Below are 24,010 nucleotides of genomic sequence, written 5' to 3'. Positions count from 1 at the left end.
GTGGCATGATCGGCCGTATGCGTGAACGTGTGGTGGCCGCGTGCGACGGGGCTTCGAAGGGAAACCCGGGACCGGCCGGATGGGCGTGGGTGGTCTCCGACGACGAGCGGACCGCGGCCCGCTGGGAGTCCGGCCCGCTCGGCAGGGCCACCAACAACGTCGCCGAGCTGACCGCTCTGGAGCGGCTGCTCGCCTCCGTCGACCCGGACGTGCCGCTGGAGGTCCGGATGGACTCCCAGTACGCGATGAAGGCCGTCACCACCTGGCTGCCCGGCTGGAAGCGCAACGGCTGGAAGACCTCGGCCGGCAAGCCGGTCGCCAACCAGGACCTCGTGGTGCGCATCGACGCGCTGCTCGACGGCCGGTCGGTCGAGTTCCGCTACGTCCCCGCCCACCAGGTGGACGGCGACCCGCTGAACGACTTCGCCGACCGCGCCGCCAGCCAGGCCGCCACCGTCCAGGAGGCGGCCGGCAGTGCGCTCGGCTCGCCGGAGCCCCCGCCCTCGCCCGACACCCCGGCGGCCGGCGCGGCACGGAAGAAGGCGCCCCGCCGCACCGGCGGCGGGGCGGCGGCCCGCTCCTCCTCCCGCACCATCAAGGCGAAGTTCCCCGGCCGCTGCCTGTGCGGCCGCTCCTACGCGGCCGGCGAGTCCATCGCCAAGAACGCGCAGGGCTGGGGCCACCCGGAGTGCCGCACCGCGGACGCCTGACCGGCGGACCCGTGAGCCGCGCCGGGCGTCAGCGGTCGAACGTGTAGAACCGCGTGTGGTCCAGCAGGTCCGCCGGACGCACGTCGTTCCAGGGCTTCATCGTCTCGTTCAGATCGACGACGTCCGGCGTCCCGCCCGCCGGCACGTATCCCGAGTCCGGGTGCCGGCGCTGCCACTGGGCCCACAGCTTGTCGATGTAGGCGTGGTGCAGCCAGAACACCGGGTCGTTGGGGGAGACGCCGGTGGCCATCTGGCCGCCGACCCACACATGCACCCGGTTGTGCAGGTTCACCCCGCGCCAGCCCTCCAGGTGGTTGCGGAAGCCGTCCGAGGCGCTGTTGTACGGCGCCATGTCGTACGCCTGCATCGCCAGCACCGACTCCACCTCCCGGGGCGTCGGCAGCTCGCGCACACCGGTGCCGAGCGAGCGGCGCAGGAACGAACGGCCGTCCACCCGGACGCTGATCGGCCAGTCGCCGGTGGCCGCGGCGAACGGACCGTCCATCACCCGGCCGTCCGAGGCGCGCCCGGTGCCGCCCAGGAAGTCCGGCGCCCACAGCGAGGCGCGCACCGTGCGGTCGGTGCTCCAGTCCCAGTAGGGCAGCGCCACCGAGGGGTCGACCGACTGCAGCGCCCGTTCGAAGTCCAGCAGGAATCTGCGGTGCCAGGGCAGGAAGGACGGGGACCGGTGGCCGGTCCGTTCACCCGTGTCGGTGTCGGACATGATGAAGCCGTTGTGCGTGCGGACGAACTCGTCGTAGCGTCCGCTGCGCTTGAGTTCGAGGACGGCGCCGGTGAACCGGCGCTTCTCGTCGGCGGTCAGATCGGCCTGGTTCTTGCGTACGGTCATGTGCGTGGCGCTCCGGAGGTTCTTTGCTGGGGCGGTCAGTTGGCGGGGAACGGCAGCAGCGGGGCGCCCTGCAGCTCGTCCACCGCGGCACGGGCGGCGGCGCGCGGGGTGGGCACCGGGTCGTAGTGGCTGACCACGCTGATCCAGGTCCCGTCGGCGTTGCGCATCAGGTGCAGCTCCACGCCGTCTATGAACACGGAGTAGCCGCCGCCGTGTTCGTGGTGATGGCCGCCGCCGTCCGACGGACGGCCCTGTATCCGGCGGCCCTTGTAGACCTCGTCGAAGGAGTCCGGTGCGCCGTGGTGGTGTTCGGCGGCCGGCGCGGCGGGCGCGAGGAGTGTGACGGCCGAGGCCGTGGCGGCGAGAGCGGCCGCCGTGGTGAGCGCGCGGCGCCGGGTGGGTTCGGGCATGCGGGTCCTCCTGCGGGGAGCGAGTGGTGACTCCGCATGCCTACCGGGCGCTCCGGGAGGGGAAGAAATCATCCGGAACCGGTTGGCTGCGATCAGGACAATTGGCCACATGTCATGCAAGGTTGAACCAAGATGATCTTGCTGTGGCGGTGGCCCGCGCCGTGCCGGAACGGGAAATTCCTTGCCGGTACGGACGGGATCGCGGTGATCCTTCCCGGCGGTGGCCCCTTCGAGTGGCGCGGGTCACCGCGCAAGGCTGACGCGATCCGCAAACCCGCCCCCACGCCTGACTCCCTGCTACTCTGCGATGTCGTTCGAGCACGTTGAGTAACTGTCAGGGGTGTGCGCGTGAAGGTCGTCTGTGTCGGAGGCGGGCCCGCGGGCCTGTACCTCGCCATCCTGCTCAAGCGGCAGCACCCGTCCCACGACGTCACCGTCCATGAACGCGACCCCGAGGGCTCGACCTACGGCTGGGGCGTCACCTACTGGCGCGGACTGCTCGACCGGCTGCACGCCCACGACCCCGAGTCCGCGCGGGCGATCGAGGCGAGCTCGGTGCGCTGGAACCAGGGCGTGGCGCACATCCGCGGCCAGGTGGCCCGCCAGCCCGGCGACGAGGGGCACGGCATCGGTCGCCACCGCCTGCTCGAGATCCTCGCCGGGCGCGCCCGCTCCCTCGGCGTACGGCTGGAGTTCGCCAGTGAGGTCGCGGCCACCGCCCTGCCGGAGGCCGACCTGGTCGTGGCGGCCGACGGCGTCCACAGCGCGCTGCGCGCCCGGCACGCCGGCCACTTCGGCACCCGGCTCGAAGAGGGCCGCAACCGCTACGCCTGGCTCGGCACCACCAAGGTCTTCGACGCCTTCACCTTCGCCTTCGTGGAGACCGCGCACGGCTGGATCTGGGCCTACGGCTACAAGTACGGCGACGACCACAGCACCTGCGTCGTGGAGTGCGCCCCGGACACCCTCGCCGGTCTCGGCCTGGACCGGGCGGACCGGGGCAAGGGGCTCGCGCTGCTGGAGAAGCTCTTCGCCGGCGTACTCGACGGGCACCCCCTCATCGACCGCTCACCGGTGGGCGGCGGCGCGCCGTGGCCGGCCTTCCGCACCCTGACCAACCGCACCTGGCACCACGGCAACCTCGTCCTGCTCGGCGACGCCGCCCACACCACCCACTACTCCATCGGCGCGGGCACCACCCTCGCCCTGGAGGACGCCATGTGCCTCGCCGGCTCCCTGCGCCGGCACGCCTCCCTGCCCGAGGCCCTGACCGCCTACGAACTGCAGCGCAGGTCCGAACTGCTCTCCGCACAGAGCGCCGCCCGCTACAGCGCCCAGTGGTACGAGAACCTGCCGCGCTACGCCGAACTGCCCCCGCACCGGATGTTCGCCCTGCTCGGCCAGCGCCACTCCCCGCTGCTGCCCCATGTCCCGCCGCAGCTCTACTACGGCATCGACAAGGCGGCCGGCCAACTGGAGGTGCTGCGCAGGCTCAAGCGCTGGCTGGGCCCCCGCGCCGCCCGCGCCCTGCACGCCCGGTCGGCGGCCGGCCGGCGCTGAGCGGAAAGACGTTGGTGAATGGCCATTCACCCGATAGGGTGAATTGTTATTCACCAACGTTGTCACGCCGCCCGCAGGAGCGCCGATGGACCAGCCGGCACCGACGTCCCAGCCCGGCACCGACGCCACGCCGCCCCGCCTGCGCGACCGGCTCACCATTCCGGTGCTGGCCTCGGGCGGCATCCTCATGGCCGTCATGCAGACGGTCGTCGTCCCCCTGCTGCCGGACCTGCCGCGGCTCACCGGGGCGTCGGCGGCCACCGTCTCCTGGACGGTCACCGCCACGCTGCTCTCCGGAGCGGTGCTCACCCCCGTGCTCGGCCGGGCCGGCGACATGTACGGCAAGCGGCGCCTGCTCATCGGTGCGCTCGCCCTGATGACCGCCGGCTCCGTGATGTGCGCCCTGTCCTCCGACATCCGCGTGCTCATCGCGGCCCGCGCCCTCCAGGGCGCCGCCGCCTCGGTCGTCCCGCTGTCCATCAGCATCCTGCGTGACGAACTGCCGCCGGAGCGCCGCGGCTCGGCGGTGGCGCTGATGAGTTCCACCGTCGGCATCGGCGCCGCCCTCGGCCTGCCACTGGCCGCGCTGGTGGTGCAGTACGCCGACTGGCACACCATGTTCTGGCTCACCAGCCTCCTCGGCGCGCTCGGCGTGACGGCGACCTGGTGGGCGGTCAGGGAGTCCCCGGTGCGCGAGCCCGGCCGCTTCGACTTCCTGGGCGCGCTGGGCCTGGCCGCCGCCCTCGTGAGCCTGCTGCTCGGTGTGTCGCAGGGTGGCCAGTGGGGCTGGGGCAGCCTCCGCGTCCTCGCACTGTTCCTCGCCGCCGCCGTGATCCTCGCCCTGTGGTGGTGGCACCAGCTGCGCACCGAGCGGCCCCTGGTGGACCTGCGCCTGGTCACCCGCCCCCGGGTGGGCCTGTCCCATGTGGCGGCCATGCTGACCGGATTCGCCTTCTACGCCAACTCGCTGGTGACCGCTCAGCTCGTGCAGGCGCCGAAGGCCACCGGGTACGGCCTCGGCCTGTCGATCGTCGCCACCGGTCTGTGCCTGCTGCCCGGGGGCGTCACCATGCTGCTCTTCTCGCCGCTGTCCGCCCGCATCTCCGCCTCCCGAGGCCCGCGCATCACCCTCGCCCTCGGTGCCGCCGTCATCGCCTGCGGCTACGCGCTGCGCATCGCCGACAGCCGCGACCTGTGGATGATCATCCTCGGCGCCACGGTGGTGGCGACCGGCACCACCCTCGCCTACTCCGCGCTGCCGACCCTCATCCTGCGCGCCGTCCCGGCCGCCCAGACGGCCTCCGCCAACGGCGTCAACGTCCTGATGCGCACCATCGGCCAGGCCACCTCCAGCGCCGCCGTCGCCGCCGTCCTCGTCCACCACACCAGCCTCGTCGGCCGTCTCCCGGTGCCCACCCTGCACGGCTACCTGCTGGCGTTCACGATGGCCGGCGCCATCGCCCTGGTCGCCTGCGCCGCGGCCCTGTCCATACCCGGCGACGGTCCCTCCGGCGGCACCCGGCGCGCCCGCGGTGCCACCCGGGGCGCCCGCGACGGGGCGATGGAGGGAGCATGAGTGCCGTGAGCACCCCATACGGCCGCCGCGCAGCCGCACCGGCGCCCCGCGGAACCACCACCGCGCCCTCCCGCGAAACCGCCCCCGCACGGCGCGACGCCGAGGCCACCAGGACGGCCATCCTCAAGGCCGCCCGGTATCTCCTGGCCCGGCACGCCCACGCCGACATCACCCTCAGGGCGGTCGCCGAACGGGCCGGGGTCAGCCCGCCGCTGATCCTCAAGTACTTCGGCAACAAGGACGCCCTCTTCGCCCGCGTGATGTCCTTCGACACCGACGCCGACGACCTGCTCGACGCGCCGGTGGAGGCGCTGGGCCGGCACATGGTCCGGCACGTCCTGGCCAGCCAGCGCGACCGCGGCGCCGACCCCCTGGTGCGGATCGCCTTCGCCCCCCTGCACGGCGACCACGGCGAGGTCCTGCGCGCCAACTTCCGCGCCCAGGTGACCGAACGCCTCGCCGCCCGGCTCACCGGCCCCGACCGGGGACTGCGCGCCGAACTCGCCGTCGCGGGCCTGCTCGGCCTGGGCGTGATGTACGGCGTCGCCCGCGGTCCGCATCTGCGGGGGACCGACCTCGACGCCATCGCCGACCGTTACGGCCCTCTCGTCCAGGCACAGTTGACGCCCCGGGCCTGACCCCCGCGGCCCGAGGCGTCCGGCGCCGTGCCTCCCCGGAACCACCCGGTCCGGCGCCCCGGGAGGCCGGATGACAGACTGGGCGGTATGGACGAACGCGTGATGGACAGGTCGGGACAGTGGGCGTCGGTCGTCGGACTCGGCACCTGGCAGCTCGGCGCGGACTGGGGCGAGGTCGACGACAAGGAGGCCCTGTCCGTCCTGGAGGCGGCGGCCGAGTCCGGCGTCACCTTCTTCGACACGGCCGACGTGTACGGCGACGGGCGCAGCGAGGAGACCATCGCCACCTTCCTGCGCAGCCGGCCCGACCTGCATGTGCTCGTGGCCGGCAAGATGGGCCGCCGGGCCGAGCAGCTCCCGGAGAACTACGTCCTGGACAACTTCCGCGCCTGGAACGACCGGTCCCGCCGCAACCTCGGCGTCGACCGCATCGACCTGGTGCAGCTCCACTGCCCGCCCACCCCCGTGTACTCCTCCGACGAGGTGTTCGACGCCCTCGACACCCTGGTGGAGGAGGAGCGCGTCGCGGCGTACGGCGTGAGCGTGGAAACCTGCGCCGAGGCGCTGACCGCGATCGCCCGGCCGAACGTGGCGAGCGTGCAGATCATCCTCAACCCGTTCCGCATGAAGCCCCTCCTCGAGGTGCTCCCGGCGGCCCGCGAGGCGGGCGTCGGCATCATCGCGCGCGTGCCGCTCGCCTCCGGCCTGCTGTCCGGCAAGTACACCAAGGACACGGTCTTCGCCGCCGACGACCACCGCACCTACAACCGGCACGGCGAGGCCTTCGATCAGGGGGAGACCTTCTCCGGCGTCGACTACGCCACCGGCGTCGAGGCGGCCGCCGAGTTCGCCGCGCTCGCCCCCGAGGGCTTCACCCCGGCCCAGCTCGCGCTGCGCTGGATCATCGAGCAGCCCGGCGTGACAACGGTCATCCCCGGCGCCCGCAACCCGGAGCAGGCCCGCGCCAACGCGGCCGCGGCCAAGCTGCCGGCCCTGTCCGCGCGGACGCACGACGCGATTCGCGAGCTGTACGACCGACGCGTCCGGGAACAGGTCGAACACCGCTGGTAGGCACGGCGAAACCGTCCGTTTGAACGAACCTTCACCCGGTTAAACGGATCGCATGACTCAGGAGGGGCGGCGCACGGGCCGCGACGAGACCGAGGAGGAGCGGGCCGACCGGATGTGGGGTGAACTCATCCAGGAGGTCCGCGTCGCCCAGACGGGCGTGCAGATCCTGTTCGGCTTTCTGCTGACCGTCGTCTTCCAGCCGAAGTACGCCACGCTGGCCGGGACCGACCGGCTCATCTACATCGTGACCGTCGTCCTGGGCGCCTGCGCGACCGGCGCCCTCATCGGCCCGGTGTCCCTGCACCGCCTGGTCTCCGGGCGGCGGGTCAAGCCGCAGGCGGTGCGTATCGCCTCCCGGCTGACCTTCGTCGGGCTCGTCCTGCTGCTCGCCACGATGACCTCCTCGCTGCTGCTCGTCCTGCGGGTCGCCACGCACGACGGCTATGTCCCCTACCTGGTCACCGCCGTGGTCGTCTGGTACCTGGTGTGCTGGTACGGGCTGCCCCTGTGGGCACGCCGCCGGCACACCGGCCGCAGCGACGACTGACCGGTCAACCGGCGGTCCGCGCCGCCAGGGCCGCCAGCCGGCGGTCGTGCGCCCTGCTGAGCAGCAGCAGCGACAGCACCGCCCCGATCAGCGCGCAGAACATGTCCCACTGGGTGTCCCAGACATCGCCCTGGGTGGCGAGGAACGCGTCCGCGCCGTGCCCGCCGATCTCGGCGGCCGCCCACTCCAGCAGCTCGAAGCAGGCGCTGAAGGCGAGACAGGCGCACACGGTGAGGGGGGCCAGCCAGCGGCTGCCGCGCAGCGGAGAGGTGCGTACGAGCAGTTCGCGCACCAGGACGGCCGGGACGAAGCCCTGCATCAGGTGCCCGAAACGGTCGTAGGGGTTGCGGGAGAGGCCGAAGGCGTCCCGCACCCAGTCGCCCAACGGCACCTGCGCGTACGTGTAGTGGCCGCCGACGGCGAGTACCAGCGCGTGCGCGGCGAGCAGCCCGTACAGCAGCCCGGTCAGCGGGAAGCGCCGCCGGACCAGCACCACCAGGGGCAGCCCGGCCAGCGCCCAGAACGTCTCCAGGAACCAGGTGGTGCGGTCGCGCACGTCCCACGCCGACACGGCGAGGCCCACGGCCACCACGCCCGCGAACAGGGCGGGCGGCACACGGCGTGACGCGGGAAGCGGGGCGGGGCGCGCTGCGGTCATGGCGGGGCTCCTTGCCGGAGGAGTCGTGGACGACGAAGGAGCCCCATCGTGCGGCCGGCGCGCCGGCGCGGACATGAGTACGGCTACTCAGGGGCGCCCCGGCCCATGACTCAGCCGGCGGTCGTCCGCCCGCTCGGCCGGCCACCCCGCCCGGCCGCCGCTCAGCCCGTGGAGAGGATCTCCGCCAGCAGCTCGTCCACCTGGACCTCCTCCTGCCCGGGCGGGACCACTTCCCGGGTCTGGTGCAGGAACGCGGCGACCGCCGGCGCCCAGGCGTACACCACCGCGTGGTGGCGGCCGCCGTCGGCCCGGTAGTCGCCGAGGAACTCCATGCGCAGCTCCCGCCACCGCCCGGCGGAGACCGGACGCAGCCGGACGTCGCCGACGCCCACCGGGCCGGTCAGCCCGTCGGAGAGCATCTCCCGGTCCAGCCGCCACCGGGCCAGCACGCGGCCGTCGTGGCCGAACGCGGCGGTGACGGCGAACGGGTCCCCGGCGTCATAGCTCAGATGGGCGAGCACCGGACACCGGGCGGTGCCCTCCGCCTGGAGCTGCACCACCAGGGTCTTGTGCACGAAGCGGTTCACCAAGGTCCTCCGGAAGCAATCGGCGTAGGGACCTCTAGTACCCCGTACAGGCCTGAAATGCTCACCCTTACGGCTCAATCCGCAGCGCCTCCGTTTCCGCCCTCCCGCTTTCGCCCTCCCGGGTCAGCCGAACTCCTCGCGCAGGGCGGGCAGCAGGGTCTTCGCCGACCAGTCCAGGAACTCCGGCTGCGAGTCGCCGCCGATCTGCACCAGGGCGACCTCTCCGAACCCGGCCTCGGCGTACGGCCGTACGGCCTCGACGAACGCGTCCGGGTCGTCGCCGCAGGGGATGGCGGAGGAGACGTCGTCGGTGGTCACGAACTGGGTCGCGGCCTCGAAGGAGTCGGGGTGCGGCAGCTCGGCGTTCACCTTCCAGCCCAGGCCGAACCAGCGGAACTGGGCGTGCGCCCGCTTCACCGCGGCCTCCCGGTCGGGGTCGTAGCACACCGGCAACTGGCCCACCCGGGGCTTGCCGGTGCCGCCGTGCCGGTCGAAGGCCTCCAGCAGCCCCTTCTTCGGCTCGGTGGCGATGACCAGGTCGGCGAGGTGCCCGGCGAGCTTGCAGGACTGTTCGCCGGAGACGGCGAGGCCGATCGGCGGCGCCTGGTCCGGCAGGTCCCACAGCCGGGCCGACTCCACGTCGTAGTGCGTGCCGTGGTGGGTGACGTGGCCGCCCTCCAGCAGCGCGCGGATGATCTCCACCGCCTCCTCCAGCATCTCGTGGCGCACGTCCACCGGGGGCCAGCCGCCGCCCACCACGTGCTCGTTGAGGTTCTCGCCCGCGCCCAGCCCGAGCCGGAACCTGCCCTCGGACAGCAACTGCATCGTCGCCGCCTTCTGCGCCACCACGGCGGGGTGATAGCGGACCAGGGGGCAGGTCACGTAGGTCATCAGCGGGATCCGCGACGTGGCCTGCGCCGCGGCGCCGAGCACGCTCCACGCGTACGGGGCGTGGCCCTGGGAACGCAGCCACGGGAAGTAGTGGTCCGAGGTCACCGAGAAGTCGAAGCCGGCCTCCTCGGCCCGCACCAGGTGGTCCACCAGGTCCCGGGGGCCGGCCTGCTCGGTCATCATCGTGTATCCGATTTGCACCATACGACGCGAGTCCCCGGGCTGCCGGAGCGAAAACGGCCGGTGCCGCCGGTCAGTCCCCCGGCGCGCGGAAGGTCCCCAGGAAGGTCTTCAGCGCGATGGTGCCGGCGGAGTCGCCCCAGTCCGCGGCCGGTGTGGTGTACCGCAGCGAGAAGCCGCGCCCGCCGCCCAGGAGGAAGCCCCGCCCCAGGGTGTGCGTACGGGCGGCCCCGGAGCCGGCCACCCATTCCAGGTCTGCCGCCCGGTGCGTGCGGTAGGTGAGGGCCCGCACGGTGCCGATCCGGTGGTAGCCGGGGAGCCGTGCCAGCGCCGGTTCGACCTCGTCGCGCCAGACGGCGACCGGGTCCGGGCCGACCCGCTCGCTGTAGGTGACGGCGAGCGTGGGGGAGGCGCCGCCGGGGCCGAAGGTGACGCGGTAGGCGTGGTCGGCCGCGCGCGAGGTGGCCAGGCGCTTCCAGTCGGCCGGCAGAGCCACGGAGAAGCCTTCCGGGGCGGAGTAGCGCCGGTAGCCGGCCGGCAGGGCGGGGGAGCTGCTCGGGCCCGGGCTCGCACCGGGGCCGGCGCCGCCGTCGCCGGTGCGGCCGGGCGGCGGGACGGCCGTGGCGGTGGTCCGGGCCGGGGCGGCCGCGGTGGTGGTGCCCGGCAGCCGGTGGGTCACGGCCAGCACGGCGACCGCGACGGTGACGACGGTCAGCGCGGTCCCGGCCACCAGCAGCCGCCTGCCCGGAGCCGGCGCGGCGTGCCGCACGGCCGCGTAGGCGTCGCGCAGCCGGGGCGCGGGCGCGGGGCACCGGTCCGCGTCGGAGTCCTCGTCGAGGGCCCGGACCAGGGCGTCCCGGACGACGCCCCGGTTGAGCCGCTCACGGGAGTTCTTGCGCAGCAGGCCCTGGACGGCCTGGGTGAGGGGGCCGGTGCGCAGCGGGGTGCGCACCGGCAGCCGGTCCACGGCCCGCAGGGTGGCGTCGGGCCGGCCGCGGTCGCGGAAGGGCGGACGCCCCTCGACCATCGTGTAGAGGATCGCGCCGAGCGCCCACAGGTCGGCGGCCGGTCCGACGCGCTCGTCGCGGGCCTGTTCCGGCGAGGCGTACGACGGCGCCGTGAGCCGCGGGGCCAGTGTGGTGCCCGCCAGCCCGAACCCGGCCACCAGGACCGGTCGGCCGTCCCGGACGAAGACCTGGCCGGGGCTCAGCTCGCCGTGGGTGATGCCCTCGTCGTGCGCCGCCTGGAGGACGTCGAGGATGTCCAGGCCGAGCCGTGCCGCCCGGACCGGGTGGAACGGGCCCTCCCGGTCCAGGAGTTCGCCGAGCGGCGTGCCCTCGATCCGGTCCGTGACCGTCCACAGGGTGCCCGCCTCCACGACGGCGTCGACGACCGGGGCGACCCGCCCGGGGCACAGCAGCCGCATGATCTCGGAGGTCCGCATCACCCGGGCCGTGGCGCGCCGCACGGTGTCCGCGTCGGCGGTGTCCGGCAGTTCGGTCCGCGCCATCAGCCGGGGCCGGCCGGACGTCACGTCCTCGGCGGGCCACCACAGCCGGTTCGTCTCGCGGGCGGAGATCTCGAGCAGCCGGTACCGGCCGGCGATCAGCCCGTGTGCGGAGACGTGCGCCTTGACCATGGTCATCCCTCGCTGAAACCCCTGACTCGACTTGCCCAGAGGTACGCGGGGTGCGCCGGGGTGCGTTCAAAGGATCCGCGACTCCGGCCCCGTTCCTGCCTTTTATTCAACGCGTCGACAGGGGCGGGCGGTTTACGAAGGCGGCACGCGGCCGGACATCGACCTGTGGGTTACCGACGGTAGACGCCCGGCTGTACAGCGCGTTCGCCGGCCGCGTCGGGGGGTTCCGCCCCGGGCAGGCGACGAGTTCAGAGCAGTCCGAAGCGGTCCGCCCAGCCGAAGAGCTCCCCGGGCGCCGCGTTGCCCCCGCACACCACGAGGCCGAGCCGGGCTCCGTCGCCGACGCGGTCCAGCACCAGCCGCGCCGCCGGAAGCAGACAGCCGGCGGCCGGTTCGGTCCACAGCTTGGCCCGGTCGGCGAGGTCCAGGCAGCCCCGCACCGCATCCCGGTCCGGCACCACCAGGACCTCCTCGACCAGCGCCGACACATGGTCGTACGTCAGCCGCGACACGGAGGGCGCGCTCAGCGTGGTGACGAGCGAGGACACCGGCACCTGCCGGGGACCGCCCGCCCGGAGCGCACCGGACATGGCCTCGGCTCCCTCCGTCTCCACGCCCCACACCCGTACTCCCGGGCAGCGGGCGCGCAGCGCGGCCGCCACACCGGCGATCAGACCGCCGCCGCCCACGCTGACCAGGACGTCCGTCGGCCCGTCGGAGCCGGCGGTGTCCTCGGCCAGCTCCAGTCCCACCGTGCCCTGCCCGGCGATCACGACCGGATCGTCGAACGGGTGGACCAGGGTCAGCCCCTCGTCCCGCAGGTCCATCACCAGCTCGAATGCGCTGTCCATGCCGTCGGTCAGCCGCACCGACGCCCCGGCCGCCTCAACCAGCCCGATGGACCGCGCGGGCGCGGTGCGCGGCATGACCACGGTCGCCTTCACGTCCAGGGCCGCCGCCATCTCCGCGACCGCGATTCCGTGGTTGCCGCCGCTGACCGCCACCACGCCGGCCGCGCGCTCGGCCTCACTCAGCGACAGCAGTTTGGCCGTCGCGCCGCGCGCCTTGAACGATCCGGTGCGCTGCAGCAGTTCGAGCTTGGCGGTGACCGGGACGCCGAGCAGGTCCGTGAGTCCGGGGCTCGGCACGGTCGGCGTCCGTACGACGTGGCCGGCGATCCGCCGTGCGGCGGCTTCGATGTCCGGGAGGCCGGTCAGGCTGGTCAAGGTCGTTCACCTTCCCGGCGCGGGCTTGGGAACCGCGCCGTCGGCACCCTGACCCGCGGACACGCGCGAGGTCAACTCTCAGAGATCGCGGTCCACCAGGTGGTCCAGCAGGCCGAGCAGTTCCCCGGCGGCGCCCGCGGCCGCCGGGAGTCCGCGGACCAGCTCCCGGGCCACGGCCGTGTGCGCGCGGGCCTCGGCCAGCGCCGCCGCCCGGCCGCCCGCCTCCTCGATCAGCGCGGCCGCCTCCTCGGCCCGCCCCGCCGGACCCAGCAGCGCCGGCAGGTGACGGGCGGCGGGGGAGCCGAGGGCGAACAGCACCGGGAAGGTCTTCTTGCCCTCCCGCAGATCGCCGCCCACGGGCTTGCCGGTGACCTCCGGGTCGCCCCAGATGCCCAGTACGTCGTCCACGAGCTGGAAGGCGATGCCCAGGTGCCGTCCGGCCCGGTCCAGCGCGGTGACGGCCTGCTCCCCGGCCCCGCCGAGCGCGGCGCCCAGCGCGGCGGCGCAGCCGAGCAGCGCGCCCGTCTTGTGCTCCGCCATCGCCCGGTACTCCCCGGGTGTCACCCGCTCGGGGCCGGCGCAGGGCCGCGTGGCGAACAGCAGGTCGTCGGCCTGCCCGCGCACCAGGTCGGCCAGGGCGGCGGAGAGCAGCCGTAGGCCGCCCGGGCCGCCGGGCGCGGCGGCCAGCGTCTCCACGGCCAGCGCGAACAGGGCGTCCCCGGCGAGCACCGCCGGACCCGTGCCGTACGCCTTCCACACCGCGGGGCGGCGCCGCCGGGTCGCGTCGCCGTCCATGATGTCGTCGTGCAGCAGTGAGAAGGCGTGCACCAGCTCCACCGCGACCGCCGCCGGGACCCCGGCCCGTCCGTCGGCACCCGCCGCCTCGGCGCCGAGCACCGCGAGCGCCTGGCGCACCCCCTTGCCGCCCGGCGCGGCGGCGGGCGCGCCGCCCACCTCGCACCAGCCGAAGGAGTACGCGGCCATCTCGGCCACCCAAGGGTGCAGCCGCCCCACCGCCTCCGCCAGGGCCGGACGCACCAGCGCCCGGCAGCGGTCGAGGGTGCCCACGGCCGAGGGCGGTGCCTGCACCGCCGGAGAGGGGCCGCTCACCGTACGGCCTCCGTGTCCAGGCCGAACTCCCGCTGCGCCCGGGTCACCATCTCCCGCGCGTGCCGCAGCCCGGCGCGCTCCAGCACCCGGGCCAGGTCGGCGAGTTCGGCCGCCGTCCCGGCGCGGTCGCGGCCCAGGCGGGCCAGCGACTTGGCGAGGCCGAGCCGGGACAGCGCCTCGCCGCGGGGCTCGCTCATCGCCCGGAACTCCTCCAGGGCCAGCTCGTACAGCTCCCGTGCCTCGGCGTAACGGCCCGCGCGGTAGAAGACGTTGCCGCGCATCTTGTGGTTGTAGGCGAGCGCGCTGGTGAGGTTCATCGCCCGGCAGGTGGTCTCCGCCCGGGAGAGCAGCTCCAGGGCCCGCTCGGTGTCGCCGTCGCGGACCGAGACGATGTCGGCCAGGCCGCGCAGCGCCCAGGCGTGGCCGCGCCGGTCCTCGGCCCGCTCGGCTATCTCCGCCGCCTCCTCGAACAGCGCGTACGCCCGGTCGTGGTCGCCGGTGTTGCGGTGCATCTGCGCGATGCCCTCCAGCGCCCACACGGTGTGCCGGGCCTCTCCGCGCCTGCGGGCCTCGGCGAGCAGCTGCTCGTGCAGCCGGCCGACCGCCTCGTAGTCGCCCTGGATGCGCCCGGTCTCCGCGAGACCTGCCAGCGAGTAGCCGCGGACCACGACGTCACCGCCCCGCTCACCGAGTTCGGCCGCGAGCCCCAGCAGCCGCCACGCCAGCGGGAACGCCCCGCGCTGCCGGGCCAGGGTGCCGCCGCTCCACAGCGCCCACGCCATCGCGGCCGTGTCACCCGCGTCCCGGGCGGCGCGGTAGCTCGCCTTCCAGGCCCGGTCGGCGTCCCGCACCCGGCCGAGCCGCCGGTGCGCCTCGGCGACGGCGAGCCCGCAGCGGGCCGCCTCGCCCGGCAGGCCGGACCGCTCTGCCTCGCGCAGCCGCTCGGTGCCCTCGGCCAGTACGTCGACCAGCGAGGAATTCACGGACAGGGTGGTCAGGGCGCCCTGGTACTCCGGGGCGAAAGCCTTGCCGTACATGCATGCCCTTCTGTACACGACGTGTATACACGGTGTGTATAGCACGCCGGAATGGTGCCCCGGCCCGCAGGCCGGGGCACGGTCTGTCGTGGGTCAAGACGCCGGTACGCGGGGCGGGGTTGCCCGTGCGGCGCAGATCACTTCACGGGGCGTCAGTGCTGCTGTGCCTTCTGCGGCGTCGCCTCGCTGGGCCGCACCACGACGAACCCCTCGCCCTGGAGCATCAGTTGCACCGCCTCGCCCGAACCGCCGCGCAGCATCGAGCCGAGGGACTGCGAGCGGTGCAGCGAGGTCTGCAGGTGCGCGGTCCAGCCCACCACCGCGTCGGTGTCGACGTACACCGGCTGCTGCGCCGAGACGGGTATCACCAGCGGGTTGCCCTCGCAGACCAGGCCGAGCCGGCCCTGTCCGCTGAACACGCTGTTGAACAGGCCGCCGCCGGCGATGCCCGAGCCCTTCACGGTCTTGATCTCGTAGGACAGCGAGGCGTCGAAGCACAGCACGTTGCGGCCGTTGACGGTGAACAGGTCGCCCGGCTCGACGTCGACGATGAAACAGTTCTGCGCCTCGTGCGCGAACCAGACCTCGCCCTGGCCGCGCACCGCCATCAGGGGCAGCCCCTCGCCGGTCACGGCGCGCTTGAGCATCCCGCCGACACCCTGGCCCTTGCGCTCGAACTGGAGGCTGCCCCGGTGGGCGATCATCGCGCCCTGGCGGGCGTGCATCTCGCCGTTCACCGCGTACTTGATGCACTTGGCGTTCTCGACGGTCATGCCGGCCTCGACGGCCGGCCGCACCACGTGCTCACTGGAAAAGAGGGAACCCTTCATGCGGTGCATGGTGTCCCGGACGCACTCGTTCCGCCAAGATCACGGCGCGTGCCCGCCCGGCCAGCGGGTCCCCTCGCCGGTCCCGGCTCCTGTCACTGCCTCAGGTCCCGCTCCCCGGCGGCCGGGACGCGCAGGGCCTTGCCCGTGCCCTTCCCGGTGCTCCTGCCGCAGAACGCCGACTCCAGCGCGCCCGCCAGTGTGCCGAGCACCTTGGCGTTGTTGGAGGTGTTGGCGGCCGCCGTGAGAGTGCGCTCGCCGTCCTGCGAGGCGAACGCGTAGGTGTAGAAGCCCTGGACGGCGCCCGTGTGCCCGTACACCGAGACGCCGCAGGACAGGTCGCGCCGGCGCAGCCCGAGCCCGTACGACGTGGTGGCGTCGACCCGGGTGAAGCGCTCCATCTCCGCGAGCCGGGCGGCGGAGAGCAGCTTGCCGCGCAGCAGGGCGGAGTAGAAGGTGTTGAGGTCCCTGGCGCTGGAGATGAGCGCGCCCGCGCTCTGCGCCCAGGACACCGTCTGGTCCGTCGCGTCGACCAGTTTCCCGCCGGCGGTGTCCGGGGTGAGGTAGCCATGGGCGTGCCGGCCCGGAATCTTGGTGTCCGGGTGCACGTAGAACGTGTCGCGCAGCCCGAGCGGGGTGATCAGCCGCTTCTCGTAGGCGCTGCGCACGGACGTGCCGGTGAGCTTCTCGATGAGCAGGCCGGCGACGACGTAGTTGGTGTTCGAGTACGAGTAGGCGGCGCCGGGCGCGTTGGTGCGGGGCTTCTTCAGGGACAGGGCGACCAGGTCGCGGTAGCCGAAGACCTTGTCGCGGACCGCCTCGAAGCCGGAAACGCTCTTGGCGAACATGTCGTTGCTGTAGTCGTACAGGCCGCTGCGGTGGCTCAGCACGTGCCGGACCGTGATGCGGTCGTCCGGCAGCAGCTTCGGCAGGTACCGGTTGACCGGGGCGTCCAGGTCCAGCTTGTGCTCGTCGGCCAGCTGCAGCAGGACGACGGCGGAGAAGGACTTGGTGACGCTGCCGATGCGGAACCGGTCCGCGACGCTGATGCCCTGACGGGTGCTCCGGTCGGCGAAGCCCCGGGTCACCAGGTACGAGTCGTCGCCGTCGTCGACGCGCGCCAGCGCGCCCGGGGCGCCCTGGTCCACCGCCGAGTGCAGCACCGCGTCCAGGCCGCCGACATCGGGTGCGGGCAGCGCCGTCGCCGCCGTCCGGGCGTCCGCATCCGGAGTCGCGGCCCGCGCCGGGACCGTGAGCAGCGACAGGACCGCCGCTCCGAGTACCGCGCCCCTGCCGACCCTTGCTGAGACCATCCGGCTCCACTCCCGTCCTGGCGGTTAGCGATGCGACATCGGTCACATTCCGGCCTGGAACCTAGGGGATGGCGGCAACGTCTCCACAGTCGACACACAGTTGGTCATCTCGCGATCACCCTGTGGCAGGCATTTGCAAAGGATTGCCATAGAAGAGTGCGAAATGGATCATTCCGCCTTTACGTGTGCATGACTGATCCATAAGGGTTGCTTCCGGGGCCCGACCAGCCCCCGTGGTGCTCAACTCCGCCACGTCTCAGGGCGGTTGGGACACCTGCCGCCTTCGAACGAAGGAACCCTGATCAGATTGCGTAGACCGCACATACGCACCGCGGCGATCGCCGTCGCGGTGGCGACCGCTGCCACGGGTCTGGCCGGTACGGCCTTCGCGGGTCCCTCCACCGGTGGGGAGCGCTCCGCCGCGTCCACCGCCACGACCGCCACGGCGGTGGTGAAGGCGGCGCAGGCCGCGGCCTTCGCCCACACCGCGGCGACGGGGGTCGCGCAGGGCGACGAACTGCACGCCCAGGACGTGCTCGTCGACCCCGAGGGCGCGCGCCACGTGCGTTTCGTCCGCACCCACGACGGGATGCCGGTGCTCGGCGGCGACCTCGTCGTCCACCTGGACCGGCGGCTGGCCTACACGGGGGTCACCAGCGCGGCCCCGCACGCGGTCAAGCCCGTGGCCGCCAAGCCCGAGCTGACGGCCGCCCAGGCCGCGGCCAAGGCGGCCCGCGCCGCCGAGGGCGAGGCCGGCGACGCCGAGCTGGTGGTGGACGCCCGCGCCGGCTCCGCCGCCCTCGCCTATCAGGTCACGGTGACCGACAACGGCACCTCCAACACCGTCGTCGTCGACGCCGTCACCGGCAAGGTGCGCAGCAACACGCCCGACGCCGACGAGTTCCTGTCGCCCAAGCTGCTCGGCGCGCTGCGCAAGAGCGGCGAGACGGCCGACCCGGCCACCGGCATCGGCTCGACCACCGGGTCCGGCCTGACCGGATGGGGCGCCTCCGGTGTCACGCACTACCCGGCGACCGCCAAGGGCACCGGCAAGACCCTCTTCGTGGGCAGCGTCGGTCTGACCACCACGGCCACCTCGCGCGGCCACTACCAGCTCAAGGACCCGAACCGGTACGGCACCGAGACCCGCGACGCCAAGGGCCGGGAACTCCAGTCCTTCGGCTCGGGCACGAAGTTCACCAACACCACCAACGTGTGGGGCAACGGCAAGACCTCCAGCCGGGCCACGGCCGCCGCCGACGCCCAGTACGGCATCACCAAGACGTTGGACTTCTACAAGAAGACCTTCAACCGCAAGGGCATAGCCAACAACTCCAAGGCCGCCCGCGGAATGGTCCACTGGGGCAGCAAGGTCGGCAACGCCTTCTGGGACCCGGCCTGCACCTGCATGCTCTACGGCGACGGTGACGGCCAGGTCTTCAAGAAGCCGCTCGTCGTCCTCGACGTCACCGGCCACGAGCTGACCCACGGCGTGGTGGAGGCGACCGCCGACCTGCAGCCCACCTTCGTCGACAGCAGGGGCAACCAGTACGGCGAGCCCGGTTCGCTGAACGAGTCGCTCGCCGACATCTTCGCTTCAAGCGTCGAGTTCTACGCCAACAACGCCAAGGACACGCCGGACTATCTGATCGGCGAGAAGATGGGCCTGGACCAGAAGTTCCTGCGCCGCCTCGACCACCCCTCGCTCGACAAGCTCGAGGGCACGATCGACTACTGGACGAAGGACACGTACTTCACCGAGGTGCACGCCGGTTCCGGCGTTTCCTCGCACGCCTACTACCTCCTCGCGGAGGGCAGCGGCACGAAGACGATCGGCGGCGTGAAGTACAACTCGCCGACCTACCGCAACGCCTCCACGGTGACGGGCATCGGCCGCACCAAGGCCACCGCGATTTTCTACCGGGCGCTGACCCGCTACATGGTCTCGACCACCGACTTCCACGACGCGCGCGTCGCGACGCTGAAGGCGGCCAAGGACCTCTACGGCTCGACCAGCACCGAGTACAAGACGGTGGACAAGGCCTGGGCCGCGGTCAACGTGACCGCCGCCAACACCCCGGCCGTCCGCCACTGACGGACGTCCGCACCCCGCACCACCGGATGCCCCGCCCCGCGCGGGGCATCCGCACGTCCGGGCGCCCCGCCGGCCGAGGTGGCGGACCGGCGGCTGCGGCGGGACCATGACGTGCGTGGCACACGCAGACACGTCCCGGACGCTCCGTCCGGAGCCCGGCGGGTCCGCCGGGGCCGAGGAGCCCGCCCGGTGACCGGCCGGGCCGCCCGAGGCCGCCGCCTGGCCGCCGCTCTGCTGCTCACCCTCGCCTGCCAGTGGGCGCCCGTACGGGCCGCGACCGGGCCGCCCGCACCCACCGGCGGGGCCGGGCAGGTCGTCACCTGGGCGGCGAGCGCCGACCGCCTCGGCGAGGGCGCCGCCGGCCGCGGCTACCGGCTGATCGTGCACACCAGCGTGGCGGGCAGCGGCCTGCGCGTCCGCCTGTCCAACGCCTTCGGCGACCGCCCCCTGACCCTGGACAGCGTCCGGGCCGGCCTGCGGCTCAGGGGCGCGGCGCTCGTCCCCGGCAGCGACCGTCCGCTCACCTTCCGCGGCTCCAGAGCGGTCACCCTGCCCGCCGGCACGGTCGCGTGGAGCGACCCGCTGCCCGGGAACGTCCCGGCGGGGTCCGATCTCGCCGTCAGCCTGCACACCCCCGACGCGGCCGGCCCGGCGACCGGGCACGCGCTGGCGATGCAGACGTCGTACGTCGGCCAGGGCGACCACACCGCCGAGACCAGCGGCGCGAACTGGGCCCGGCCGACCGGCTCCTGGTGGTACCTGGACGCCGTCTCCGTACGGCCCGAGGACCCCGCCACCGGAGCCGTGGTGGCGCTCGGCGACTCCCTCACCGACGGCTGGCAGTCCACCCCGGGTCTCGACCGGCGCTGGCCCGACTACCTCGCCCGGCGCCTGCACTCGGCCCCGGCGTCCGTCAAGGGCGTGGCCAACGAGGGCATGTCCGGCAACAAGGTGCTCACGGACGACGCCGGGACCGGCGCCCTGCACCGGCTGGAGCGGGACGTCCTGACCCAGCCCGGGGTGCGCACCGTCCTGCTGTTCGAGGGAGTGAACGACCTCAAGGCCCACACCGGGGTCACCGCCGCCGACCTGATCGCCGGCTACCGGACGATCGTCCGTCGCGCCCACGCGGCCGGGCTGTGCGTGGTCGGCGCGACCATCGGTCCCTTCGAGGGCTGGTCCGAGTGGGACCCGGCCGCCGAGGCCGTGCGCCAGGAGGCCAACCGGTTCATCCGCACCGGCGGCGAGTTCGACGCGGTCGCCGACTTCGACCGCGTCCTGCGCAGCCCCCACGTGCCCCGGCGCCTGCTGCCCGCCTTCGACAACGGCGACCATCTGCACCTCGACGACGCGGGCATGCGGGCCCTGGCCGGCGCCGTCGACCCGCGCACGCTCGAGTGCGCGCGCTGACCCCGGGCCCGGCCGCCCCGCCGTACGGGGCTCAGCGCAGCGTCTCGGCCCAGTCGGCCGGCACCCGCCCCGCCGGGCCCGGCACCGGCTGGTCGTCCGGGTGCGCGGCGGGCGGCGCCAGTTCGGGACCGTCGGTGTACAGCTCGCCCGTCCCGAAGTTCCAGAACCAGCCCTCGCCCGGCTCGAAGCTGCGGATCACCGGGTGCCCGGTCGCCTCGTAGTGGGCGGTGGCGTGCTTGGCGGGGGAGTCGTCGCAGCAGCCGATGTGACCGCAGGCCGCGCACCGGCGCAGATGGAACCACCACCCGCCGGCCGCGTCGCACTCCACACAGCCCGTGCCGCTCGGCGGGACGCTCGGGTCGATGGCGCTCCCGCCGCTCATGCTGCCTTCTCGGGGTTCGTCAGGGCGGACCGCTCCTCCGGTGTCCCGGCGGTCAGCGGCAGCAGCACCTGGAAACGGGTGTCGCCGGGCTCCGACTCGACGCGCAGGGTGCCGTGGTGCTTGTTCACCACGATCCGCCAGGAGATGTCCAGGCCGAGCCCGGTGCCCTGGCCGACCGGCTTGGTGGTGAAGAACGGGTCGAAGATCCGGCTCCTGATCTCCGGCGGCACCCCGGGCCCGGTGTCCCGGAACTCCACCAGCACCTGCTCGCCCTCAAGCGCGGTCCGCACGGTCAGCGTGCCCTGCCCGCCGGCGCCGTTCATGGCGGACACCGCGTTGTCGATGAGGTTGGTCCACACCTGGTTCAGCTCCGCCGGATAGCCGGGGACCTCCGGCAGCGCGGGTGCGTACTCCTTGACGACCTCGATGCGCGGACCGATCTTGCCGGACAGCATCAGCAGGGTGCTGTCGAGGAGTTCGTGCACACCGACGACCCGGTAGGGCGCCCGGTCCAGCTGCGAGTACTGCTTCGCGGCGTCCACGAGGTGCGAGATCCGGGTGGTCGAGTCCTCGATCTCGTCCATCAACAGCTCGGTCTCGACGGTGTAGTTGAGCCAGCCGACCGCCCCGGGCAGGATCTCCGCGTCCACGGCCGCCGCGACCTGCTCCAGCCAGTCCACGTCGAGCCCCGCCTGGACGAAGGTCGGCGCGAGCTGCCAGCCGTGGTCGATGCCGTGGTCCTCCAGCCAGTCGGTGAGCGCGTCCTCGCGGTCCGAGGCCTCAAGCGGGCTGAGCGCCGGCGCCTTGGCTACGCGCTCGGCGGTGCGCTCCTGGATCTCGATCAGGCTCGCCAGCGCGTCCCGGGAGAACGGGCCCTCGGCGATCACCGCGAGCTTGTGCCGCATCTTCGCGACCCGCTCCCGCAGCGTCGAGGTGGCCCGGACGGCGGCCGCCGCGGGATTGTTCAGCTCGTGCGTGAGCCCGGCCGACAACGAGCCGAGCGCCAGCAGCCGTTCCCGCTGCCCGATGGCCGCCTGGGTGCTCTTCGAGCCGAAGAACAGCCCCTCCAGCAGATGCGTGGCCATCGGGAACCACTCGCTCATGACCTCGGCGAAGGTGTCCGCCGGCAGGACGAAGAACCGCGTCGGCTCCGTCACCCGCATCGAGTTGTTGTACACCTGCCGCACCCGGTCACCCAGGTACGCCTGCATCGCGCCGGCGTACACCCCGCGCTGCGAGGTGCGGGACACCTCCACGTCGTCGCCGCCCACCCGCCGCGAGAGCACGACCGTGCCCTCGATCATCACGTAGAAGCAGGTGGCGGGGTCGCCCTCGGTGTAGACCGGGCCGGGCGGGAACAGCTCCACCCGGCCCTCGCCGCACAGCCGGCCGAGCTGCTCGGGCGTCAGCTTCTCGAACAGGAACAGGGAGCCGATCTCCCGCGGGCTGCACGGCACCGGCTGCCCGCTCACGACTGCTCCAGATACCGGTGGACGAGCATGACGGCCATGGCTCCCTCTCCGACGGCGGACGCGACCCGCTTGGCGGACTCGGCGCGGGCGTCGCCCGCCACGAACACGCCGGGGACGCTGGTCTCCAGGTGGTACGGCGGCCGGTCCAGCTCCCAGCCGGCCGGCGGCCGCCCGTCGGCGGTCAGGTCGGGCCCGGCCAGGATGAACCCGCGCTCGTCGCGCAGCACCGTCCCGCCCAGCCAGTCGGTCAGCGGGGCGGCGCCGATGAACACGAACATCCACTGGGCGTCGACGCGTTCGGTCTCCCCGCTGGACATGTGACGCAGCGTCAGCTGCTCCAGCCGGCCCGAGCCGTGCGCGGCGTCCACGACCGTGTGTGCGCGCACCGAGATGTTCGGCGCCTCGCCGATCTGCTGGATCAGGTAGTGCGACATCGACGCGGACAGGTCGGGCCCGCGCACCAGCAGCGTCACCGACTTGGCGAACCGGGACAGGTACATCGCCGCCTGGCCCGCCGAGTTGGCGCCGCCGACGATGTACACGTCGTGCCCCTGGCAGGAGGGCGCCTCGGTCAGCGCCGAGCCGTAGAACACCCCGCAGCCGGTGAGGTCGGTGCAGCCCTCGGCCCCCAGTTGCCGGTACTGCACGCCCGTCGCCAGGATGACGCTGTGCGCCGCGATCGCCGAGCCGTCCGCGAACCGCACGACGCGGGCCGCCCCGTTGACCTCCAGTCCCGTCACCTCGCGCGTGGTCAGGATCTCGGCGCCGAACTTGGCCGCCTGCCGCCGCGCCCGGTCGGTGAGCTGCCCGCCGGAGACCCCGTCGGGGAAGCCCAGGTAGTTCTCGATCCGGGAGCTCTGCCCGGCCTGCCCGCCGGTCGCGGACCTCTCCACGAGCACGGTCCGCAGACCCTCCGAGGCCCCGTACACGGCGGCGCCGAGGCCGGCCGGGCCGCCGCCGATCACCACCAGGTCGTAGAAGTCGGCCGTCGGTGTCGTCGCCAGGCCCACCCGCGCGGCCAGCTCGGGCGCCTCGGGCTCGACCAGGGCCGTCCCGTCGGGGGTGATCACCAGCGGCAGCCGCTGTCCGTCCTGCCCGGCCGCGGTGAGCAGCCGCCGCCCCTCGGGCTCCTCCACCGAGTACCAGCGGTACGGCACCTGGTTGCGGGCCAGGAACTCCCGCACGTCCGAGGATCGGGCCGACCAGCGGTGCCCCACGACCTTGGTGCTGGGCACCGGCTTGTAGGCGCTGGTACGCCACGCCTGGAGCAGGTCGTCCAGCACCGGGTAGAGCTTCTCCTCCGGCGGGTCCCACGGCTTGAGCAGATAGTGGTCCAGGTCCACGACGTTGATCGCGTCGATCGCCGCGTTGGTGTCCGCGTACGCGGTCAGCAGCACCCGACGGGCCCCCGGATACACGTCCAGGGCCTGTTCCAGGAAGTCGATGCCGTTCATCTGCGGCATCCGGTAGTCGGCGAGGATCACCGCCACCAGATCCCCGCGCAGCTTCAGCTCGCGCAGCGCCTCCAGCGCCGACTCGCCGGACTCCGCGCGCACGATCCGGTACGACTCGCCGTAGCGCCGCCTGAGGTCACGGGCGACGGCGCGGGAGACCCCCGGGTCGTCGTCCACGGTCAGGATGACGGTCCGCGCTGCGTCGGCGGCCTGTGTCATGCCTCTCCCACCCCGAGCGGTCGGATTCACGGACGGCGCCACGGGGGTCACCGCACGATTCCCGCCCATCGTATGTTCGATCGCCCGGCTTCGCTCCGGTATACGGCGAGGACGGGCCGGGCCCGCGGACAGCTCCTTGATCTGCTCC

The 24,010-nt window shown here is 73.3% G+C and carries 22 protein-coding genes; 8 read left to right on the top strand and 14 right to left on the bottom strand.

All coding sequences use genetic code 11. From position 1 onward, the window contains the following. Positions 1 to 5: 5 nt before the first annotated feature. Positions 6 to 710: a ribonuclease H gene (locus AB0924_RS31070; protein ID WP_358934380.1), complete on the top strand. Its 705-nt coding sequence runs from the start codon at positions 6 to 8 to the stop codon at positions 708 to 710. A gap of 28 nt (positions 711 to 738) precedes the next feature. On the opposite strand, the gene AB0924_RS31065 is transcribed toward AB0924_RS31070, so the two are convergent. Together AB0924_RS31065 and AB0924_RS31060 are read right to left on the bottom strand one after the other, a co-directional pair. Then, a complete protein-coding gene (locus tag AB0924_RS31065) occupies positions 739 to 1,560 on the bottom strand; it encodes a tyrosinase family protein (protein WP_366913144.1) in 822 nt (273 codons plus the stop codon). Between the two features lie 35 nt (positions 1,561 to 1,595). After that, on the bottom strand, positions 1,596 to 1,970 hold the full coding sequence (locus AB0924_RS31060) for a tyrosinase cofactor (RefSeq protein WP_358934384.1): 375 nt from the start codon (positions 1,968 to 1,970) through the stop codon (positions 1,596 to 1,598). Between the two features lie 342 nt (positions 1,971 to 2,312). On the opposite strand from AB0924_RS31060, the gene AB0924_RS31055 reads away from it, so the two are divergent. The 5 genes from AB0924_RS31055 (at position 2,313) to AB0924_RS31035 (ending at position 7,362) form a co-directional block, all read left to right on the top strand. After that, entirely contained in the window at positions 2,313 to 3,530 is a 1,218-nt protein-coding gene (locus AB0924_RS31055; RefSeq protein WP_366913143.1) for an FAD-dependent monooxygenase, read from the top strand. Positions 3,531 to 3,615: 85 nt separating this feature from the next. Then, the gene (locus AB0924_RS31050) at positions 3,616 to 5,106 is read left to right on the top strand and encodes an MFS transporter (RefSeq protein ID WP_366913142.1); all 1,491 of its coding nucleotides are present in this window, start codon (positions 3,616 to 3,618) and stop codon (positions 5,104 to 5,106) included. Then, positions 5,103 to 5,744: a TetR family transcriptional regulator gene (locus tag AB0924_RS31045; protein WP_366913141.1), complete on the top strand. Its 642-nt coding sequence runs from the start codon at positions 5,103 to 5,105 to the stop codon at positions 5,742 to 5,744. Before AB0924_RS31050 ends, AB0924_RS31045 begins: the two co-directional genes overlap by 4 nt. A gap of 87 nt (positions 5,745 to 5,831) precedes the next feature. Next, the gene (locus tag AB0924_RS31040) at positions 5,832 to 6,815 is read left to right on the top strand and encodes an aldo/keto reductase (protein ID WP_358934392.1); all 984 of its coding nucleotides are present in this window, start codon (positions 5,832 to 5,834) and stop codon (positions 6,813 to 6,815) included. A 52-nt stretch (positions 6,816 to 6,867) separates the two neighbouring features. Next, entirely contained in the window at positions 6,868 to 7,362 is a 495-nt protein-coding gene (locus AB0924_RS31035) for a DUF6328 family protein (RefSeq protein ID WP_358934394.1), read from the top strand. Between the two features lie 4 nt (positions 7,363 to 7,366). Here AB0924_RS31035 and AB0924_RS31030 read toward each other — a convergent pair whose 3' ends face one another. From AB0924_RS31030 to AB0924_RS30990, 9 genes are all read right to left on the bottom strand, one after another. Next, positions 7,367 to 8,020 (bottom strand): DUF2238 domain-containing protein, encoded by a 654-nt coding sequence (locus tag AB0924_RS31030; RefSeq protein ID WP_366913140.1) that lies wholly within the window; start codon positions 8,018 to 8,020, stop codon positions 7,367 to 7,369. 161 nt (positions 8,021 to 8,181) lie between these two features. Then, on the bottom strand, positions 8,182 to 8,607 hold the full coding sequence (locus AB0924_RS31025) for an SsgA family sporulation/cell division regulator (RefSeq protein ID WP_366913139.1): 426 nt from the start codon (positions 8,605 to 8,607) through the stop codon (positions 8,182 to 8,184). A 123-nt stretch (positions 8,608 to 8,730) separates the two neighbouring features. After that, positions 8,731 to 9,702 (bottom strand): LLM class F420-dependent oxidoreductase, encoded by a 972-nt coding sequence (locus AB0924_RS31020; protein ID WP_358934400.1) that lies wholly within the window; start codon positions 9,700 to 9,702, stop codon positions 8,731 to 8,733. Between the two features lie 49 nt (positions 9,703 to 9,751). After that, complete coding sequence (locus AB0924_RS31015) at positions 9,752 to 11,323, bottom strand: serine/threonine-protein kinase (RefSeq protein ID WP_358934403.1); 1,572 nt, start codon at positions 11,321 to 11,323, stop codon at positions 9,752 to 9,754. A gap of 242 nt (positions 11,324 to 11,565) precedes the next feature. Next, positions 11,566 to 12,534, bottom strand: a complete 969-nt coding sequence (locus AB0924_RS31010; protein ID WP_358934426.1) for a threonine/serine dehydratase — start codon at positions 12,532 to 12,534, stop codon at positions 11,566 to 11,568. 87 nt (positions 12,535 to 12,621) lie between these two features. Beyond that, positions 12,622 to 13,653: a polyprenyl synthetase family protein gene (locus AB0924_RS31005; protein ID WP_366913138.1), complete on the bottom strand. Its 1,032-nt coding sequence runs from the start codon at positions 13,651 to 13,653 to the stop codon at positions 12,622 to 12,624. Beyond that, complete coding sequence (locus tag AB0924_RS31000; protein ID WP_358934407.1) at positions 13,650 to 14,690, bottom strand: tetratricopeptide repeat protein; 1,041 nt, start codon at positions 14,688 to 14,690, stop codon at positions 13,650 to 13,652. Before AB0924_RS31000 ends, AB0924_RS31005 begins: the two co-directional genes overlap by 4 nt. A gap of 152 nt (positions 14,691 to 14,842) precedes the next feature. Continuing rightward, positions 14,843 to 15,520 carry an AIM24 family protein gene (locus AB0924_RS30995; protein WP_358934409.1) on the bottom strand — a complete coding sequence of 226 codons (678 nt, stop codon included), beginning with the start codon at positions 15,518 to 15,520 and terminating at the stop codon, positions 14,843 to 14,845. Between the two features lie 92 nt (positions 15,521 to 15,612). Further along, entirely contained in the window at positions 15,613 to 16,830 is a 1,218-nt protein-coding gene (locus tag AB0924_RS30990; protein WP_358934411.1) for a serine hydrolase domain-containing protein, read from the bottom strand. Between the two features lie 307 nt (positions 16,831 to 17,137). Here AB0924_RS30990 and AB0924_RS30985 point away from each other — a divergent pair, with 307 nt between their 5' ends. After that, positions 17,138 to 18,925 (top strand): M4 family metallopeptidase, encoded by a 1,788-nt coding sequence (locus AB0924_RS30985; RefSeq protein ID WP_366913137.1) that lies wholly within the window; start codon positions 17,138 to 17,140, stop codon positions 18,923 to 18,925. Positions 18,926 to 19,114: 189 nt separating this feature from the next. Beyond that, entirely contained in the window at positions 19,115 to 20,335 is a 1,221-nt protein-coding gene (locus AB0924_RS30980; protein ID WP_366913136.1) for an SGNH/GDSL hydrolase family protein, read from the top strand. 31 nt (positions 20,336 to 20,366) lie between these two features. Here AB0924_RS30980 and AB0924_RS30975 read toward each other — a convergent pair whose 3' ends face one another. The 3 genes from AB0924_RS30975 to AB0924_RS30965 are packed head-to-tail and all read right to left on the bottom strand — an operon-like array spanning position 20,367 to position 23,862. Next, positions 20,367 to 20,717 carry a UBP-type zinc finger domain-containing protein gene (locus AB0924_RS30975; protein ID WP_366913135.1) on the bottom strand — a complete coding sequence of 117 codons (351 nt, stop codon included), beginning with the start codon at positions 20,715 to 20,717 and terminating at the stop codon, positions 20,367 to 20,369. Further along, complete coding sequence (locus AB0924_RS30970; RefSeq protein ID WP_366913134.1) at positions 20,714 to 22,189, bottom strand: ATP-binding protein; 1,476 nt, start codon at positions 22,187 to 22,189, stop codon at positions 20,714 to 20,716. Before AB0924_RS30970 ends, AB0924_RS30975 begins: the two co-directional genes overlap by 4 nt. Beyond that, positions 22,186 to 23,862: an FAD-dependent oxidoreductase gene (locus AB0924_RS30965; RefSeq protein ID WP_358939849.1), complete on the bottom strand. Its 1,677-nt coding sequence runs from the start codon at positions 23,860 to 23,862 to the stop codon at positions 22,186 to 22,188. The genes AB0924_RS30970 and AB0924_RS30965 overlap by 4 nt, the downstream gene beginning before the upstream one ends. Positions 23,863 to 24,010 lie beyond the last annotated feature (148 nt).

The organism is Streptomyces sp. NPDC047869 (genome assembly GCF_040704065.1).
In the GTDB taxonomy this organism is placed as follows: Bacteria; Actinomycetota; Actinomycetes; order Streptomycetales; family Streptomycetaceae; genus Streptomyces.
This window is presented reverse-complemented; position numbering and strand designations above follow the sequence as displayed.